Origin of the sequence: Corynebacterium sp. HMSC072A02 (assembly GCF_001810085.1) — a bacterium.
Taxonomy (GTDB): domain Bacteria; phylum Actinomycetota; class Actinomycetes; order Mycobacteriales; family Mycobacteriaceae; genus Corynebacterium; species Corynebacterium hesseae.
The window spans coordinates 395-14,444 of sequence record NZ_KV799885.1; the positions used below are offsets into that span (position 1 = coordinate 395).

At 58.1% G+C, this 14,050-nt stretch carries 13 protein-coding genes, 2 tRNA genes and 1 pseudogene; 5 read left to right on the top strand and 11 right to left on the bottom strand.

What is annotated here, in order from left to right:
• Both HMPREF2698_RS12335 and pepN read right to left on the bottom strand, forming a co-directional pair.
• Nucleotides 1–286, bottom strand: a pseudogene (locus tag HMPREF2698_RS12335) (HNH endonuclease); the annotation flags it as partial.
• Nucleotides 287–467: 181 nt separating this feature from the next.
• Nucleotides 468–3,008, bottom strand: coding sequence for an aminopeptidase N (gene pepN / locus HMPREF2698_RS12340; RefSeq protein WP_070565208.1), 2,541 nt, complete (start codon nt 3,006–3,008; stop codon nt 468–470).
• A 101-nt stretch (nt 3,009–3,109) separates the two neighbouring features.
• On the opposite strand from pepN, the gene HMPREF2698_RS12345 reads away from it, so the two are divergent.
• Nucleotides 3,110–3,724, top strand: a complete 615-nt coding sequence (locus HMPREF2698_RS12345) for a mycothiol-dependent nitroreductase Rv2466c family protein (RefSeq protein ID WP_070565102.1) — start codon at nt 3,110–3,112, stop codon at nt 3,722–3,724.
• On the opposite strand, the gene HMPREF2698_RS12350 is transcribed toward HMPREF2698_RS12345, so the two are convergent.
• Complete coding sequence (locus tag HMPREF2698_RS12350; RefSeq protein WP_070565211.1) at nt 3,721–4,092, bottom strand: hypothetical protein; 372 nt, start codon at nt 4,090–4,092, stop codon at nt 3,721–3,723. The two genes, HMPREF2698_RS12345 and HMPREF2698_RS12350, sit on opposite strands and share 4 nt — an antisense overlap.
• Nucleotides 4,093–4,202: 110 nt before the next feature.
• On the opposite strand from HMPREF2698_RS12350, the gene HMPREF2698_RS12355 reads away from it, so the two are divergent.
• Nucleotides 4,203–4,676, top strand: a complete 474-nt coding sequence (locus HMPREF2698_RS12355) for a ribose-5-phosphate isomerase (RefSeq protein WP_010191143.1) — start codon at nt 4,203–4,205, stop codon at nt 4,674–4,676.
• Here HMPREF2698_RS12355 and HMPREF2698_RS12360 read toward each other — a convergent pair.
• Complete coding sequence (locus tag HMPREF2698_RS12360) at nt 4,673–5,500, bottom strand: aldo/keto reductase (protein ID WP_070565105.1); 828 nt, start codon at nt 5,498–5,500, stop codon at nt 4,673–4,675. The two genes, HMPREF2698_RS12355 and HMPREF2698_RS12360, sit on opposite strands and share 4 nt — an antisense overlap.
• 93 nt (nt 5,501–5,593) lie before the next feature.
• A tRNA-Gly gene (locus tag HMPREF2698_RS12365) sits at nt 5,594–5,668 on the bottom strand.
• 214 nt (nt 5,669–5,882) lie between these two features.
• On the opposite strand from HMPREF2698_RS12365, the gene HMPREF2698_RS12370 reads away from it, so the two are divergent.
• The 3 genes from HMPREF2698_RS12370 to tig all read left to right on the top strand — a co-directional run bounded on the left by HMPREF2698_RS12370 (nt 5,883) and on the right by tig (nt 8,342).
• The gene (locus tag HMPREF2698_RS12370; protein WP_070565108.1) at nt 5,883–6,701 is read left to right on the top strand and encodes a hypothetical protein; all 819 of its coding nucleotides are present in this window, start codon (nt 5,883–5,885) and stop codon (nt 6,699–6,701) included.
• A gap of 138 nt (nt 6,702–6,839) precedes the next feature.
• A tRNA-Pro gene (locus HMPREF2698_RS12375) sits at nt 6,840–6,913 on the top strand.
• 73 nt (nt 6,914–6,986) lie between these two features.
• The gene (tig, locus tag HMPREF2698_RS12380; protein ID WP_070524649.1) at nt 6,987–8,342 is read left to right on the top strand and encodes a trigger factor; all 1,356 of its coding nucleotides are present in this window, start codon (nt 6,987–6,989) and stop codon (nt 8,340–8,342) included.
• 173 nt (nt 8,343–8,515) lie between these two features.
• On the opposite strand, the gene HMPREF2698_RS12385 is transcribed toward tig, so the two are convergent.
• The 6 genes from HMPREF2698_RS12385 to HMPREF2698_RS12405 form a co-directional block, all read right to left on the bottom strand.
• A complete protein-coding gene (locus tag HMPREF2698_RS12385) occupies nt 8,516–9,097 on the bottom strand; it encodes an NADPH-dependent FMN reductase (RefSeq protein ID WP_070530414.1) in 582 nt (193 codons plus the stop codon).
• A gap of 40 nt (nt 9,098–9,137) precedes the next feature.
• Nucleotides 9,138–9,410, bottom strand: coding sequence for a hypothetical protein (locus HMPREF2698_RS13320; protein ID WP_168164035.1), 273 nt, complete (start codon nt 9,408–9,410; stop codon nt 9,138–9,140).
• The gene (nrdF, locus tag HMPREF2698_RS12390) at nt 9,394–10,419 is read right to left on the bottom strand and encodes a class 1b ribonucleoside-diphosphate reductase subunit beta (RefSeq protein ID WP_083303852.1); all 1,026 of its coding nucleotides are present in this window, start codon (nt 10,417–10,419) and stop codon (nt 9,394–9,396) included. The genes HMPREF2698_RS13320 and nrdF overlap by 17 nt, the downstream gene beginning before the upstream one ends.
• A gap of 51 nt (nt 10,420–10,470) precedes the next feature.
• Nucleotides 10,471–12,666, bottom strand: coding sequence for a class 1b ribonucleoside-diphosphate reductase subunit alpha (gene nrdE, locus HMPREF2698_RS12395; protein WP_070565111.1), 2,196 nt, complete (start codon nt 12,664–12,666; stop codon nt 10,471–10,473).
• Nucleotides 12,667–12,716: 50 nt separating this feature from the next.
• The gene (nrdI, locus tag HMPREF2698_RS12400) at nt 12,717–13,184 is read right to left on the bottom strand and encodes a class Ib ribonucleoside-diphosphate reductase assembly flavoprotein NrdI (protein ID WP_005324049.1); all 468 of its coding nucleotides are present in this window, start codon (nt 13,182–13,184) and stop codon (nt 12,717–12,719) included.
• Between the two features lie 115 nt (nt 13,185–13,299).
• Nucleotides 13,300–13,980, bottom strand: coding sequence for a metal-dependent transcriptional regulator (locus HMPREF2698_RS12405; RefSeq protein ID WP_010190918.1), 681 nt, complete (start codon nt 13,978–13,980; stop codon nt 13,300–13,302).
• Nucleotides 13,981–14,050 lie beyond the last annotated feature (70 nt).

Below are 14,050 nucleotides of genomic sequence, written 5' to 3' on the forward strand. Positions count from 1 at the left end.
TTCTGAGGTTCCAGGCGTCGAGGGTTTTCTTGACTTTTGCGGTGTAGGACTCGATGAGTGTGAGGGTGCCTAGGCTGTGGCGTTGTTGAAGTGCTGCGTGGCGGGCTTTGCGTTGTTTGCCGCTAAAGCGGGTGGGGCCGAAATAAACCTGGTTAAGGCGTGCAAGCTCAGTGGCATCGGAAGCAGAAGCTCCGAGCGTGCGGAGCTCATCGGGTGAGCCAGGAATGTTTTCCACCAGCGCAATCCCCGAATTGCGTAGGCGGATGTAGGTTTCGATATCCCCCATGGGCACAGAGACTAAAACAGCACCGTGGGCCCCGCAACCGGAGCGAAGAAACACCCAGCTCAGGTGGTGTGGGAAAGGCCAACCCGAAAATGGAGGAATGAGCACCATGGGTGGGGAAGGTGGCTGTGGGCGTGGAGTTGGCATGAGAAAAGCCCCTCAGGGGAGGGGCTAGACGCGTGTGCTAACCGCGGTCGACGGCGCGGTTGCGCAGGGCGCGGGCGAGGCGGTCACGCTGCTCGGTCACCGTGCGGCGCAGGCCACCGGCTAGGTCGCGAGAGAGGAATTCGTCGGCGCGGTCGAGGGTCTCCTGGCTGACATCCCAGCGCGGGAACAACCCGGTCACCGTGGTCAAGGCAATCTCGTTGGACTGCGCGGACCAAATCTTTTCCGCCACGTCGAAGAACTCAGTACTCGGCAGGAGTTCATCGGAACCCACGAAAGTCAGGCCCGCTAGCTTCGACTCCAAGTCGCGGTTGCCCAGTTCACCGGCGACAATCTCGTCCCACACCGCGCGCTTGTTGTCCTCGGTATTAACCGCGGCCAACGCTTTAAGTGAGGCCTGGTAGCCCGTCGCGGTGTTATCGCGCTTGAGTTCCTCAGCCACCGCCGTCATGGCGGCGCCGGCGGCCTCGGGGCCGGTGACGTCGGCAAGCGAGCCATCGGCGATGAGCGCGGTGAGCGCCTTCCAGCGCAGGCCCGCATCCGAGGAGGTCTTAAGGAGCTCCTGGAAGAAGGCGCGGGAGGCGTCGTGAAGCTTGATGCCGGCCAGCGCCTGGGTGAAGACGATGGAGCGCTCGGCGTTTTCGGAGCGGGCGCCGTCAAGGAGGGCGTCGGCAAGCTGTGTGTCCTCCTTTGCCCACTCCGGGTCGGCGTAGGTGGACTGGGCCATAGCGGCCTGGGAGAGGATGCGCTCCAGCACGGCGAGCTCGGTCTCCGCCGCCGCACCGCGGGCCACGAGCGCCACGAAATCGCGGGCGCGCATCGAGCCCGCACGGGTCATTTCCCACGCGGTGGACCAACACAGAGTGCGGGCCATGGGATCTTCGAACTTGTCGATATTCTCCAACAGGAACTGCAGGGAACCCGCATCCAGCTCGATGAGGCAGTAAGTCAGGTCATCGTCGTTAGGCAGCACGAAGTCGATGTCCGCCTGCTTGCGGCCGATGAGTTCCGGAATCTCGGTGGAAGCGCCATCGATATCCATCTCGATGCGCTCGGTGCGCACCACCTTCTCACCCTGCAGGGCGTAGACGCCGACAGCGACGCGGTGCGTGCGCAGAGTATCGCCGCGCTGGGTGAGATAGGCCTGAGTAATGGTGCCGGACTCGTCCGTCGCCAATGCCATGCCCAGCGTGTTGACTCCTGAAGTCTTCAACCACTGCTGCGCCCAGAAGGACAGGTCGCGGCCCGAGGCCTCCTCCAAGTGGCGCAGCAGATCCCCGAACGTGGCGTTCGACCACTGGTGCTCCTGGAAGTGGCGGCGCACCCCGGCGAAGAAGTTCTCACGGCCCACGTAGGCCTGCAGCTGCTTGAGCACCGAGGCCCCCTTGGCGTAGGTGATGCCGTCGAAGTTCTGCTCCACGGTCTCAATATCGGAGGCATCCGTGGAAATCGGGTGCGTGGTGGGCAGCTGATCCTGCTGGTAGGCCCAGGCTTTCTCCACGTTGGCAAAGGTCACCCACGCGGTGTCGTACTGGGTTTCCTCCGCCTGGGAAATCGCCGCCGACCAGGTAGCAAAGGACTCGTTGAGCCACAGGTCATCCCACCATTGCATGGTCACCAAGTCGCCGAACCACATGTGCGCCAGCTCGTGCAGGATGGTGTCTGCACGGCGCTCATACTTGTAGTGCGAGGCTTGCGACGTAAAGACGTATTCATCGCGAATGGTCACGCAGCCGGCGTTCTCCATCGCGCCGGCGTTGAATTCCGGCACGAAAATCTGGTCATACTTGCCAAAGGGGTAGGCAAAGCCGAAGTTGCGGTGGTAGAAATCAAAGCCCTGCTTGGTCTCCGTGAACAAGCGCTCGGCGTCGAGCGATTCCAGTAGCGAGGGGCGGCAGTAAATGCCCAGCGGCACCTCCACGGACTTAGCCGGTGAGCCCTCCGGGTGCTCCGCCAAGGTGCCGGTCCACGTATCCGTCACGCCCACATACGGGCCCGCACACAGGGCAATCAGGTAGGTCGACAGCGGGTAGTCCACCGCCGCGCGCACGGTATTGCCCGAACGCGTGATGGGGGAGTTCGTAATCACGGTCCAGTGCGCCGGAACCTCAAAAGCTAGCGAGTACGTAGCCTTCAAATCCGGCTGGTCAAAGCAGGCGAAGACGCGCTTGGCGTCGGCAGTCTCGAACTGGGTGTAGAGGTAAGCCTCGCCGTCGACCGGGTCAACGAAGCGGTGCAGGCCCTCGCCGGTGCGGGAGTAACGAATCTTCGCCACGACCTTCAGCTCATACTCCGCCACCTGCAAACCCGACAGCGGGATCCCGTACGTCGGGTCATAAGCGCTGGTGGGCAGGGGAGCGCCGTTGAGGCGGACCTCGAGAAGCTCGTCACCGCGCAAGTCAATAAACGTAGAACCGGCCTTCTTAACTCGGAACTTCACCACCGTGGTGGAGGTGAAATACTCCTCTCCGGTGAGGTCCAAGGCGACGTCGTAGTGGCTTACCTCCACCATGTCGGAGCGCTGCTGGGCTTCCTCGCGGGTGAGGTTAATCGAGGTCATAAACTGCATCTCCTCTTTCTCTGTACCTAAAGTCTCTGCACCAGCGTAGTCACACGCCTAGGGTGGGGTGCCAAAGACCACAGAAACAAAGGAGATTTACCGTGGCTCAACAAGTGACGTTCTGGTTCGACTGCTCATGCCCCTTCGCATGGCTGACCTCGCGCTGGATTAAGGAGGTGGAGAAGGTCCGCGATATCGAGGTGACTTTTGAGCCGATGTCCCTGTCCGTGCTCAACAAGGGCCGTGACCTGGACCCGGAGTACATGAAGATGATGGAGGCCAACTGGGGCCCTGCCCGCGTGGCGGCCAAGATTGCCGTGGAGGCCCCGGACAAGGTCGACGCCTTCTACACCGCCGTGGGCACCCGCATCCACACGGAGGGGCAGGGCGGCAAGAAGGGTTACGGAGCCTACGACGACATCATCAAGCAGGCGCTTGACGACGCCTCCCTCCCCGCCACCTTCGCCTCCGTGGCCAACACCGAAGAGATGGATGACAAGCTCACCGAGTTCCACAACCGCGGCATTTCTGAGGTCGGCGATGAGGTCGGCACCCCGGTGGTGAAGTTCGGCGATACCGCCTTCTTCGGCCCTGTCATTACCCGCGTTCCCACCGGCGAGGAAGCTGGCGAGCTTTTCGATGCCTCCGTGCGCCTCGCCCAGTTCCCGTACTTCTTCGAGCTCAAGCGCTCCCGCACCGAAGAACCCCAGGTTTAACGCGTGCGGTTGCGCATTGCCGCCACGATGACGCAGACCAGGACGATAGGGGTGAGCACGAAAGCGGGAAGTCCCGCGATGTTAATGATGGGCAGATAGCTCTGCGCCTGGTATTCCTCCCACTCGGCGGCTAGCCACGTGGCCCACGAAGCGCCCGCAAGTATCGCTAGGACGCCGGCGGTGATTCCGCCGGCGGTGCGTGGCTTATGCAGGAGCCACCACAGACCCACGCCGAGGTGGGCCAGCGTCATCACTGCTGCCAAGAGAAGTGGCAGGATGAAGACGTTGTCGGTGAAGAAACCGGCGGCGAATAAACCTGCGCCGACAAGGATTGCGCCGACGTAAAGAAAGCAGACGCGTGTGGTCATGGGCATAGCGGGGTCCTTCCTAGGGGAGTAGACGTGCCCCACCATATCAATTTTGAGGTATTGCTAAAACGGGTCGGCGGGCGTGCCCGCTGACCGCTAAGATGTGGGCCATGCGCGTTTATTTAGGAGCAGACCACGCAGGGTTCGAGACGAAGAACGTCATCGCCGAACACCTGAAGAAACAGGGCCACGACGTCATTGACTGCGGTGCCCATGAGTACGACGCCGAGGATGATTACCCGGCTTTTTGCATTGAGGCCGCGCTGCGGACCGTCAACGATCCGGGCTCGCTCGGCATCGTGCTGGGTGGTTCCGGCAACGGCGAGCAGATCGCCGCTAACAAGGTGAAGGGCGCGCGCTGCGCCCTGGCGTGGTCGCCGGAGACCGCACGCCTGGCCCGCGAGCACAACAATGCCCAGCTCATCGGCATCGGTGGCCGCATGCACTCTGAGGAGGAGGCACTCGCCATCGTGGACGCTTTCCTTGATCAGGAATGGTCCCGTGCTGAGCGCCACCAGCGCCGCATCGACATTCTTGCCGAGTACGAGCGCACCAACATTCCGCCGGAGCTTCCGGAGGCTTAGTTCATGTCCTTGGGGTGAGTGCCGCCGCGGCCCTCTTCCCCAAGGTCGAGAACGGTGATGGCGGCCATCTCGGAATCATCAAGCTCAAAGCCGAATACATCGAAGTTCTGCGCGATGCGCTCCGGGTTTTCGGACTTCGGGAACACGATGACGCCATTTTGTAGGTGCCAGCGGATGATCACCTGAGCGGGGGAGACGCCGTATTTCTCGGCGGGCTCGGTGATTTCCGGCTGCTCGAAGAGATCCGTCTTGCCCTGGCCTAGTGGGCCCCAGGCTTCGATATGCACCTGGTGGGCGCGGAAGGCATCGAGCTCGCGCCAGCGCTGCAGGTAGGGGTGCAGCTCTACCTGGTTGACCACGGGGGTTTCATCAGTCTGGGTTTCCAGCTGGTCCAAGTGCTCAAGTTCGAAGTTGGAGACACCGATGGACTTTGCCTTGCCGGCCTTCTTCAGCTCGATGAGCTGCTTCCATGCCTCGACGTAGTGGCCGTTGTCCGGACAGGGCCAGTGGATAAGGTAGAGGTCGACGTAGTCGAGCCCCAGCTTCTCTAAAGATTCGTCGAGGGCCGCGGCTGCGTCAGTCTGGCGGTCATTCCACAGCTTCGTGGTGATGAACAGCTCCTCGCGCGGGATGCCGGACTTGGCAATCGCGCGGCCCACGCCGTCCTCGTTGCCGTAGATGGCAGCGGTATCGATGTGGCGGTAGCCCACCTTGAGGGCTTTGAGGACCAGCTCTTCGGTCTTGTCGGGGTCAACCTTGAAGACGCCGAAGCCGAGCTGCGGGATGGAGTTTCCATCGTGCAATTTGATATTAGGTACAGTCATGCGGCCCACTCTACGCAGAGCTTGGTCATCCGTGCAGAAAACGATTAAAACCGCACCAACTACCGAAATTAGGTGGTTAGCGCGGCTTTTTCTTGGAGGGAATGACGGGAATCGAACCCGCGTCTTCAGCTTGGAAGGCTGAGGTATTAGCCACTATACGACATTCCCACAACCGGCAATCTTCAAATTTCAAAGTCTTGACTTTGAAAGTCTCAACGTTGAAAGCTGTTGAATCGGCGTGCGGACTACTTTAGCGCACGCGGGCGCTGAAAGAAAAATGGGAACTTAAGCGGGGTAAAACGCGTTAGTTTGGGTAGGCGTACAAGCAAAACAACACATAGTTCGACACGCAATTCAACTCTGAAATGAAAGTGGTGCTTTCGTGAGCTCGTTATTGCTCCTTATCCTCGTCGTCGGTGGCGGCGCATGGTTCCTGTCCTCGCGTAACGGGAAGAAGCAGCAGGAGCTGCGAGAATCCCAGCGTTTTGAGGACGCCATGGCGGATGCCCGCCGGTGGACCGAGCGCCTGGGTGGTCAGGTGATGAACTTAAGCGGTACCGATACTGCCTCCCAGCAGGCCATGGCGGATGCCTCCGAACGTTTTACCGCAGCAAATTCGGCAATCTCCCAGGCAACGACCGCGAAGCAGGCGCACCTGGCGCGCGAATCTGCACTGGAGGGGCTCTACTATGTGGCAGCCGCGCGCGAGATTATGGGCATGGATTCGGGCCCGGAGCTGCCACCGCTGGAGGGCCAGCGCCAGGCCGGCAAGGTGACGGAGACCCGCACGGTAGAAGCGAACGGGGAGACGCTGACGGCGTCGCCAAGCGCATCTGCACAAACCCCGAACTACTACCCGGGCGGTGTCGTGGCTGGGCGCCCGGTCCCGGCCGGTTGGTACTCGCGCCCGTGGTGGGCTGATGCGTTGACCACCGGCGTGTGGATGGTGGGTTACTCCATGATGTTCAACGCCATGTTCGCGGGCATGTCCGGCGTCGGCTACTCCGCCGCGGCGGCTGAAAGCGGCGACTGGGGTGGAGACCTCGGCGGCGCTGAAGGCATGGACGGCGGTGCCCTGGACGGAGCCGGTGATATGGGCTCTGGCGATGCCGGGGGAGGCGACGATGGTGGCTTCTTCGATGGCCTCTTTGGTGGCGACGGAGGCGATGGCGGAATGTTTGATTTCGACTTCGACTTCTAAGCGGTGAAACATCCTTTGACATGCATAAATGAACATAAAATGGGGCCGGTGTTGGGATAGTCAAGCGGCTATCGGTACACTAGCCCCAGTATGAAGCGCAGCTGCGTTCGGAGCTTCCGGGCGCAGAGGCTTTCCATACGGGGCGTGGCGCAGCTTGGTAGCGCACCTGCTTTGGGAGCAGGGGGTCGCAGGTTCAAATCCTGTCGCCCCGACGTATGGGGGCCTGGACACGCATCCAGGCCCCTTCATTACATTTTTAGACGATCACAATCAGGAGAGTTTCTCGTGAAGACCACCGTAGACAAGCTGAGCGATACCCGCGTCAAGCTCACCGTCAACGTTCCGTTCGCTGAGTTGGACAAGGAAATCGCTCAGGCCTACGCGGCGATCGCGCAGCAGGTTTCCATCCCGGGCTTCCGTAAGGGCAAGGCTCCGCGCCAGCTTATCGACGCCCGCTTTGGTCGTGGCCCCATCCTCGAGCAGGTAGTCAACGACATGCTGCCGTCCCGCTACGAGCAGGCTGTTACCGAAAACGATCTCAAGGTCATTGGTCAGCCGGAGATCGACATTGCCAAGCTGGAGGACAACGACTTCGTCGAGTTCACCGCTGAGGTAGATATCCGCCCTGAGTTCGAGGTGCCGGACTTCTCCAAGATTTCCGTTAAGGTGCCGGCACTGGAGACCTCCGAAGAGGACGTCGACAAGGCGCTCGAGGACCTGGCTTCCCGCTTCGGTGAGCTCAAGGACACCAAGCGCAAGATGAAGACTGGTGACTACGCCATCATCGACATCACCACCGAGGTTGACGGCACCAAGCTGGATGAGGCTTCCCACGAGGGCATGACCTACCGCATCGGCGACGACAACCTGATCAAGGGCCTCGACACCGCTCTGCGCGGCATGAAGACCGACGAGGACAACGAGTTCACCACCACCATCCAGTCCGGTGAGCACGAGGGCGACGAGGCCACCGTGAAGGTCCACGTCCAGCAGACCAAGGAGCGCAAGCTGCCGGATCTCGACGACGAGTTCGCACAGATGGCCTCCGAGTTCGACACCATTGACGAGCTGCGCGAGGACACCAAGACCCGTGTCGAGGAGTCCAAGAAGTCCGAGCAGGCTGCCGCCATCCGCGATGAGGTCCTCAAGGCCGCGCTTGCCGACGTTGACTTTGAGCTCCCCGCCTCCGTGGTGGACGAGCAGGTCCACGCCCAGCTGCACCAGGTCATGGGTCAGCTGGCTCACGACGAGAAGGCTCTGGCTCAGCTGCTTGAGGCGCAGGGCACCACTCGCGAGGAGTTCGACGCTGACGCTCGCAAGTCCGCTGAGGAATCCGTGCGCACCCAGCTCTTCTTGGACGCACTCGCTGAGGTTGAGGAGCCGGAGGTGTCCCAGCAGGAGCTGACCGACCACATCCTCTTCACCGCCCAGTCCTACGGCATGGACCCGAACCAGTTCATCCAGCAGCTGCAGTCCAGCAACCAGCTGGGCAACCTGTTCTCTGACGTGCGCCGCGGCAAGGCCCTGGCTATGGCTATCTGCCGCGCCGAGGTCACCGACGAGGCTGGCAACAAGGTTGATGTTGACCAGTACTTCGGTGAGATCGATGAGGACGAGGCTGAGGCTTCCGAGGAGAAGTAATCTCCCGCTTGTAAAACGCCGCTGCCACATGTGTGGTGGCGAGCGCGCGTGAAACCCCGGATTCAGGTAACTCAAGGATGAGCCTGAATCCGGGGTTTGTGTCATTGTGAACGCCCTCTAGGAGTCTTTGAGTACTTCGTAGAGGGCGTGATGGGTGTTGGCTGGGGATACCGCTAGCCGTTCGTGGCTCTAAAGGCCTTGTCGGTTAGCTGCAGGAAGCGCATAACGTAATCCTTGACAAAGTCTGCGGTGCGTTCATTGAGATGTCCGGACTCTTCGAAAAGGGTGGGGGATTGACCCAGAAATACTTCGGGCTGACCCGGAAGCGGCATATCGAAGTAGGACAGGGCGAGGCGAAGGTTCTTCTGTGAACTGTAGCCGCCCATACGGCCTACAGAGTGGCTAATGATACCTGCGGGAAGGTTCTTCCACGCCACATCTGAGTTGGGCTTAGAGCCGATGTCCACTGCGTTCTTGAGGCAGGCAGGGATAGTGCGGTTGTTCTCTGGCGTAATGAAGAGGATCCCGCTCGAGTTCTTGATGGTCTCGCGAAAGGTGGTGTACTCAGCCGGAGTGGGCTTGTCCGTGACGGCGGGGTCATCGTAGTCGAAGTCATAGAGCGGCAAGTCACGGATTTCAACGATGTCTGCCTGGTAGTTTTCAGGGATCATTGTGAGCACTTCGTGTGCAATCTTGCGCGCAAATGAGCCGCGGCGCAGGCTGCCGACGATAACACTAATGCGTGGGGTGGTCATAGGAAGTCCTTTCTTCTTAGTTGGGCGTAGGTACGTGTGGTCAAGGGAGAAAAGGCTTGCAGCCAAAGGCAGGCGGTGGCCCGGCGGCGTGGGCGGCAGTAAGAAAGTTATCCACTTTGTCTTCTTCTTCATGGCGGAAGTACAGTTCGATGAGTCCTAACAGTCCTCCGAGGACGGCCTCCCGTGCGGCGGACGTATCCAAAAGCCGCATGGCTGCTGGTTGGTTTCCTTCGCGGATGGCTTCAAACAGCGCGATGGTCTCAAGCCAGCTTCCTTGGTCTGGTCGTGGAAACGGTTTAGAAATCCCAGTCATCATCACTCGTTTCTTCAGCAGTACCAATGACATAGGAGGAACCAGATCCAGAGAAGAAGTCATGGTTTTCATCTGCTCCGGGCGCTAGGGCAGCGAGGATTTCCGGGTTCACTTCCGTTTCTTCAGGTGGGAAGTAGTCCGGGTAGCCCAAATTCATGAGCGCCTTATTGGCGTTATAGCGAACGAATACAGCTACATCATCCATGAGCCCCAACGGCTCATATAGCTCGCCGGAATAATCCAGCTCTAGGGCATAAAGCTCTTCGAGCAAGGAAATAGTGAAATCATGCATTTCCTTCTGCCGTAGCGGGGTCGTGGATTCCAAACCGCGCTGGTACTTGTAGCCCGAGTAGTAGCCGTGCACTGCCTTGTCACGCAGAATGAGGCGAATCATGTCTGCCGTATTTGTCAGGGTGGCGTGGACAGAAAAGTGCAAGGGAAGATAGAAACCCGCGTAGAGAAGCAATGAGGAAAGCAGCGTCGATGACACCTTGCGTTTGAGTGGATCCGGCCCAAAATAGTGCTCGAGCACTTTCTTGGCGCGTGCCTGGAGAAGGTCATTATTCACCGCCCAGCGGTATGCTTCATCAATTTCCTTTGTACTGCTCAGGGTAGAAAACACTGAAGAGTAAGAACGGGCATGGACTGACTGCATGAAGGCGATGTTGGTATACACGGCCTCCTCGTGTTCGGTGCGGGCATCTTGAATCTGACAGATTTCTCCCACAGTGGCCTGGACAGTATCCAGGGTGGTGAGTCCCGTGAACACCCGCATGGTGAGGTTGCGTTCCTCGGGCGTCATCTTCTGCCACGCCGGGAGATCATTAGAAAGCGGGACCTTCTCTGGCAACCAAAAATTGGCGGTGAGACGGTTCCACACTTCAAGATCCTTGTCATCGCTCACCCGGTTCCAATTGATGGCGCGGATGCGGGCTGAAGGATCATGCCGGTAGCTCGGCGGGGTAACTGAAATGCTGGTTAGTTCAGCACTGTTCGATGTTGAAGACATAGCTTCCTTCTTTCTGAGTGAATGGTTGTAGACAAGGGGAGGACCGTGTTCCTACAGAGCACAGGAAACGCAGCCTTCGACCTCGGTTCCCTGGAGTGCAGGTTGGCGTAAACGGATGTAGTACAAGGTCTTGATTCCGGCTTTCCAGGCATAGATTTGTGCCTTGTTGATGTCTCGCGTGGTCGTATCAGCGGTAAAGAACAAGGTCAGGGAAAGTCCTTGGTCCACGTGTTGGGTGGCCATGGCGTAGGTGTCGATGATTTTTTTGTATCCCACGGCGTAGGAGTCATCGAAATACTCCAGGTTGTCGTTGGTCATTTCCGGCGCGGGGTAGTACACGCGCCCCAAGCGGCCTTCCTTGCGTATTTCAATTTTGGAGGCAATCGGGTGGATGGACGCGGTGGAGTCATTGATGTAGGAAATTGATCCAGTGGGTGGAACTGCCTGCAAGTAGGCGTTGTAGATGCCGTCTTGCATCACTTGTTTCTTGAGCCGTAGCCAATCCTCGCGTTGAGGAATCTGCACGCCTGCTTCATGGAAGAGCTGTTTTACGTGTTCAGTGGCTGGCGCCCAGTCTTGGTCGATGTATTTGTCAAAGTAGGCGCCAGTGGCATAGGTGGATTCTTCGAAGCCTGTGAATCGTTGACCTTTTTCAACCGCGAGTGCATGGGATGCGCGGAGCGCATGGTAGGTCACCGTGAGGAAATAGATATTTGTAAAGTCCAGTGCCTCGGCGCAGCCATAAGGAATACGCTGTGAAGCAAGGAAGCCGTGGAGATTCATTTGGCCCAGACCAATGGCATGCATGGAAGCATTTCCGTGAGCGATGGAAGGAACAGCTTCGATATTCGTCAGGTCTGAAACCTTCGTGAGGGCACGCACCGCGGTTTCGACGGTCTCCCCGAAGTTCGGTGATTCAAAAGCCTTCGCTATGTTGAGGGAACCTAGATTGCAGGAAATATCCTGGCCGACGGTGGTGTAGTCACCCGAAGCTCCGTAGGTCGAGGGCGTGTTGACCTGGAGGATTTCACTACACAGATTGGACATATTGATATGTCCTTTGAGGGGATTAGCGCGGTTGACCGTATCCTCAAAGAGGATGTAGGGGTATCCGGATTCAAACTGAAGCTCAGCCAGCGTGGTGAAAAACTCGCGGGCTTTAATGGTCGTGTGAGAAATTCGCGGATTGGCAACCAACTCGTCGTAGTACTCGGTGATGGACATGTCAGACATGGCTACGCCGTACTCGCGAGCGATGTCATACGGGCTAAAAAGATGCATATCCTTGTTCTCTTTGGCCAGCCGGAAGGTTATATCTGGAATAACAACCCCCAGCGAAAGAGTCTTGATGCGGACTTTCTCATCGGCATTTTCCCGCTTGGTATCCAGGAAGCGAAGAATATCTGGATGGTGCGCATGCAGGTAGACGGCTCCAGCGCCCTGCCGGGCGCCCAATTGGTTGGCATAGCTGAAGCTATCTTCGAGAATTTTCATGACTGGGACTACTCCGGAAGCCTGGTTCTCAATCTTTTTGATCGGGGCTCCGGATTCGCGCAGATTGCTCAGCAACAAGGCCACTCCACCACCGCGCTTTGATAGTTGCAGTGCAGAGTTCACGCTGCGGCCAATGCTCTCCAGATTGTCTTCGATTCGCAGGAGGAAGCAGGAGACCATTTCGCCGCGCTGGGCTTTGCCTGCGTTGAGAAAAGTAGGGGTGGCGGGCTGGAAGCGTCCGGTCATGATGTCATCCACCAGCTTTTCTGCGAGCTCTTCGTCGCCCTGTGCAAGGTATAAAGCTGTGGTGGCGACACGTTCTTCGTAGCCTTCTAGGAATCGGGAGCCATCAAAGGTTTTCAGTGCATATGAAGTAAAGAACTTAAATGCGCCGAGGAAGGTGCGGAACTGGTGCTTAGCTTGATGTGCTCTGTCGTACATGGCGCACAGAAAGGCGTCATCATAAAGCTCAAGGAAATCCCGCTCGTAGTACTCGTTATCAACCAACCATTCCAAGCGTTGCTTGGTGGAATCGAACTGATGCATGCGGGGAGCGACATGGTGCGTGACATAGTCTTGTGCTGCCTGAATGTCCTTGTCAAACTGGATTTTTCCAGAAGCGTCGAACAAGTTCAGCTGCGCGTTGAGTGCGTGGTAGCTTTTGCGCTTGCCGACACCGCCGGCATTGTCTGCTGAAGCAGTGCGGGGCGTAGCGCCAATAGTCTGTGTGGGGGTGGCATCAAGAGGCCACATTGTGTTGTCCAATCTGTGTGATGCGGATGTGTTCTTCATCTTGTGGGGGATTAATGGGGTGTCATCGTTAGCTGCTTTTGCTGCTCCCAAAACTTTTGAAGGCCCTGCTTTACGGCGGCAATGTCCTTCTGGGTGCCGAGAAGCTCGAAGTGATACAGCTCCGGTACGTGGCACTTGGCGGAAATGATGCGTCCGGCGACGCAGTAAGCACTTCCGAAGTTGGTATTCCCTGAGGTAATAACGCCCCGGATAAAGGAGCGGTTGATTGGGTCATTGAGGAAGTCGATGACCTGTTTGGGGACTGCGCGTTTGAGCGAGCCTCCGCCGTAGGTGGGAACGATGAGTACGTACGGGTGTGAAACCTGGATCATCCCGGTTTTCTTGGGGCGCAGTGGAATGCGCACCGCGGGTCTATCTAAGCGTTCGACGAATCTTTTTGTGTTTTCTGAAACGCTAGAAAAATACACCAAATCTGGTGAGTCTGACATAGCAATCCTGCTCATCCTGGCCTTAGCCATAAGTGGGATAGGTGATATTCGAAAAGACTAACTACGCAATGGCGTAGTTGCAACTACGGCCCAACGTAGTTTTGAAAAGGGCAGGTGAGAGTAGGATTAATGCAAAGGGGAAGGTCTAACGGCTGTGGTGTGCTACAAACACTGCGTCGGTAGCTGGGCGTCCAAGCACTACCCACTGAGTGCTGCCGGCCACCTGTATTTCGAGAGAATCTGAAAAGGGCGCTCCCTCGCGCGTGCTAAGAACAGCCCCTGTGACAATGCCGCGCTCTTCAAGGAACTTCAGCAGTTGTGGGTCGGAATCAGAAATGCGTTCCACGGTCACTTGCGGTTGCGCACCGCTGTCGGTGAGACGGTGCGCACTGGGGATTGTGATCTGTCCATCAACCGTAGGGATAGGATCGCCGTGCGGATCCCTAGTGGGGTAATTAAGGAACTTATCTACACGTTCTATGAGCATGTCGGACACCGCGTGTTCGAGATTTTCGGCTTCATTATGGACTTCGTCCCACGTGTAGTCCAATGCTTGAACCAAAAAAGACTCAAGCAATCGGTGGCGGCGCACCATGACCAATGCGTACTGCCTGCCAAGTTCGGTTAACTCCACAGAGCCATAGGGCGTGTGTGACACGAGCCCTTGCTTCGACATTTTGCGCACTGCATCGGAAACCGAGGAGAGCTTGAGTCCCAACTGTTTCGCTATAAGTGTGGCGGTAACGGGCTCGGACGACCATTCCTTTAGCCCCCAGATTGCTTTCAAATAGTTCTGGGTACTGGTGGATAGCTCGGAAACAGACATGAGCAAATGTTAACCCAGCTTCCGTATGCGCCTTTGGTGCTGCGCCCCAACGCTCATAGCGAACAGAGGC

Coding starts and splice junctions, on each gene's coding strand:
- HMPREF2698_RS12360 (WP_070565105.1), bottom strand. CDS start 5,500: ATGACTGTACCTAATATCAAATTGCACGATGGAAACTCCATCCCGCAG.
- nrdI (WP_005324049.1), bottom strand. CDS start 13,184: ATGGCTAAGGCCAGGATGAGCAGGATTGCTATGTCAGACTCACCAGAT.
- HMPREF2698_RS12355 (WP_010191143.1), top strand. CDS start 4,203: ATGCGCGTTTATTTAGGAGCAGACCACGCAGGGTTCGAGACGAAGAAC.
- HMPREF2698_RS12385 (WP_070530414.1), bottom strand. CDS start 9,097: ATGACCACCCCACGCATTAGTGTTATCGTCGGCAGCCTGCGCCGCGGC.
- nrdE (WP_070565111.1), bottom strand. CDS start 12,666: ATGTGGCCTCTTGATGCCACCCCCACACAGACTATTGGCGCTACGCCC.
- HMPREF2698_RS13320 (WP_168164035.1), bottom strand. CDS start 9,410: ATGACTGGGATTTCTAAACCGTTTCCACGACCAGACCAAGGAAGCTGG.
- pepN (WP_070565208.1), bottom strand. CDS start 3,008: ATGACCTCGATTAACCTCACCCGCGAGGAAGCCCAGCAGCGCTCCGAC.
- HMPREF2698_RS12350 (WP_070565211.1), bottom strand. CDS start 4,092: ATGACCACACGCGTCTGCTTTCTTTACGTCGGCGCAATCCTTGTCGGC.
- HMPREF2698_RS12405 (WP_010190918.1), bottom strand. CDS start 13,980: ATGTCTGTTTCCGAGCTATCCACCAGTACCCAGAACTATTTGAAAGCA.
- nrdF (WP_083303852.1), bottom strand. CDS start 10,419: ATGTCTTCAACATCGAACAGTGCTGAACTAACCAGCATTTCAGTTACC.